Source organism: Thermogutta sp. (assembly GCF_014359955.1).
GTDB lineage: Bacteria > Planctomycetota > Planctomycetia > Pirellulales > Thermoguttaceae > Thermogutta.
The window spans coordinates 1-2,833 of the sequence record NZ_JACIYL010000594.1; the positions used below are offsets into that span (position 1 = coordinate 1).

Sequence of the window (2,833 nt, forward strand, 5' to 3'; positions counted from 1 at the left end):
AATTGGCAATCGATTGTTGACTCGCCGACGGGAAGACGCCGTGATCCTGCATCCCCATATTTCGGAAAGTGATGACGGGTGATGAAAGATGCCGTGCGTCGCGCCGACGGAACGACCAAACGCTTCCTCAGACGTCGCACCGTCTGTCAAGATGACACGGGGTTTTGGAGAACGGCCTGCACCTCGGGAAATGTTTGCCGGACGTCAACCAGCGTCAATCCCAGGAAAAGTGCCAGGAACAGCAGAGCCACGGTAAATACAAGCCCGTAGAACGGGTGATCGTACCGCAAATGCATGAAAAACAGGGCGACCAGGGCGGCTTTCACCGTGGCTATTCCAATGGCCACAAAGAGGTTTCCCGATCCCAGGTCGACCCAGGTGGCCGCTACGGTGAGTGCCGTAAGTACAAGAAGCGCAATGAACACGGCCACCAGGACGTATCCTGGTACCACATGCCCTCCCGCATGATGTGCCTGGTCTGCCTGCTGCGACGCCATGGTCATTCCCTTTGCAAAGCCTCTCAATTCCGAAGTTGTTTCCCTGAGCGGAAGTCTCGCTGGGATCTCAATGAATCAAATACAGCAGCGGAAACAGATAAATCCAAATCATGTCCACGAGGTGCCAGTAAAGGCCGACGTAGTCCACCGGCCCGTAGTATTCCGGCCCGAACACTCCTTGAAAGGCCCGAATGAGAAGCCAGGTGATGGCGATCATCCCTCCGATGACGTGGAGGGCGTGAAGGCCCGTCATACAGAAATAAATACTGAAGAAGACACCGGCCAGACGTGGTTCACCGGGGTATTCGGAGTGTTCACCCGCCGTTGCCGCCGTGGTGGACTGAGGTGTTTGTTCTGATGGTGTGGCCTGGCCGGCAGTTGGTGCGGTTACCGGCGAGGAGGGTTTCGGAACCGCATCCCCGTGGTGCTCTGCATTGGTGACGTGGGGATGATACCAGCCTGCCCAGAGGAGACCGTGTTCCCATTTCTGGCGATATTCCACATATTTGACGCCGAGGAACGCGCCGGCGCAGAGGAGCGTTATGATCAGGCACAGCCGTAATGTCTGTTGCTGTCCCAGTTGTGCGGCGCGCACCGCCCAGGCCATCGTGAAACTGCTGAAAATGAGGATTGCCGTGTTCAGCGCGCCGAGGTTTTTATCCAGAAAGTGATGGGCGTGAACAAAAACTTCCGGATGATTCGCGCGATAGACGGCATACGCGCAAAAGAGTCCGCCAAAAAAGAGGATTTCCGTCACCAGAAAGATCCACATCCCCAGTTTGCCGGCCGCAAACTGCTGGGGCATGGAGTCGAAATGATGGGCCAGGTGCGGGGGATGCTCCCCTGCATGGTGATCGTGTTCCCCAGTTTGGTGATGTTGTTCCGGGACTTCAACGGAGTGTGTTGCCATCGTCATCGCCACAAAAATGGAGAACTAACTTTTGGAAAAACCCGAATTCTTAATACTCGCGACCATGAAAGTCACATTGCCCTGTGCGTCCTCTTTTCGACTCACGTGACCGCAGCCTGGCGCACTAGGTAGCCCTGTGTTTCCGGATCGTACACCACCTGATCGAGGTCGTACGGATCGAAAGCCGGGGTTATAACGGGAGGACTGAGGAAATTCTCTTTGGGGGGTGGCGAGGGGCATCGCCACTCCAGGGATGCAGAACCCCAGGGATTGGACGGTGCCTTCTTACCCCACCATAACGAACCCAGCAGACAGATGGCCGCCACGATCAGCCCAATGGCCGTCAGATAGGCCCCCGCAGTGGACATGAGGTTGAGGCCCGCAAATTCGGGATGGCGATCGAGCAGGCTGGAGTAGTCGAAGTAGCGACGCGGCATCCCCCGGCTACCCAACACGAATTGGGGGAAGAATGTCAGATTGAGACCGAGGAATATCAAAAGCGCTCCCAAACGGCCGAGCGTATCGTTGTACATTTTGCCCGTCATTTTCGGCCACCAGTAGTGGAGGCCACCCAGGAAGGCGACGAGCGTTCCGCCAAACATCACATAGTGAAAGTGCGCCACCACGAAGTAGGTGTCGTGAAGATGAACATCGGTAGCCAGAGCACCGAGGAACAATCCGGTGAGCCCTCCGATTCCGAAAAGGAGGATGAACGCAAGGGCATAGCACATGGGCGTTTGCAGCGAAATACGCCCTTTGTACATGGTCGCCAGCCAGTTGAAGACTTTAATCGCCGAAGGAATAGACACGCTGAAGGTAAGCGCGCTGAAGATCATACTGGCCAGCCGTGACTGGCCGCTCGTGAACATGTGATGTCCCCAGACGAGAAAACCGAGGATCGCGATGGCCACGCTGGAGAAAGCAATGAAGCGATATCCGAAAATGTGTTTGCGGCTAAAGGTAGAAACCAGTTCACTGATAATACCCATGCCGGGAAGAATCATGATGTAAACGGCGGGGTGCGAGTAAAACCAGAAAAAGTGCTGGAAGAGCACGGGGTCGCCGCCGAGTTTGGGGTCAAAAATGCCCAGGCCGAGATTCTTCTCCAGAGCGATGAGCAAAAGCGTAATGCCCAGCACCGGCGTGGCCAGGACCTGAATAATCGCCGTGGCATAGAGAGACCAGACAAAGAGCGGCATCCGGAACCAGCTCATGCCTCGCGGACGAAGGAAATGAATAGTCGCAATAAAGTTGATCCCTGTAAAGATGGAGCTGAACCCCAGAATAAACGCACCCACGACTGCCGTTGTCACGCGGGTGTCGGTGGTCGTACTGTAGGGGGTGTAAAACGTCCATCCCGTATCCAGGCCGCCGGTGAACAGGACAACGAGGAAAAACACCAGCCCGATCAGCCAGAGGTGGAAAC

The 2,833-nt window shown here is 55.8% G+C and carries 3 protein-coding genes; all 3 read right to left on the reverse strand.

From position 1 onward, the window contains the following. Nucleotides 1-146 precede the first annotated feature (146 nt). Complete coding sequence (locus H5U08_RS14770) at nucleotides 147-497, reverse strand: cytochrome C oxidase subunit IV family protein (RefSeq protein ID WP_297034690.1); 351 nt, start codon at nucleotides 495-497, stop codon at nucleotides 147-149. A gap of 67 nt (nucleotides 498-564) precedes the next feature. Next, nucleotides 565-1,407, reverse strand: a complete 843-nt coding sequence (locus H5U08_RS14775) for a cytochrome c oxidase subunit 3 family protein (RefSeq protein ID WP_297034692.1) — start codon at nucleotides 1,405-1,407, stop codon at nucleotides 565-567. A gap of 101 nt (nucleotides 1,408-1,508) precedes the next feature. Further along, nucleotides 1,509-2,833 (reverse strand): cbb3-type cytochrome c oxidase subunit I (locus H5U08_RS14780; RefSeq protein ID WP_297034695.1); only part of this gene is annotated, 1,325 nt, incomplete at its 5' end.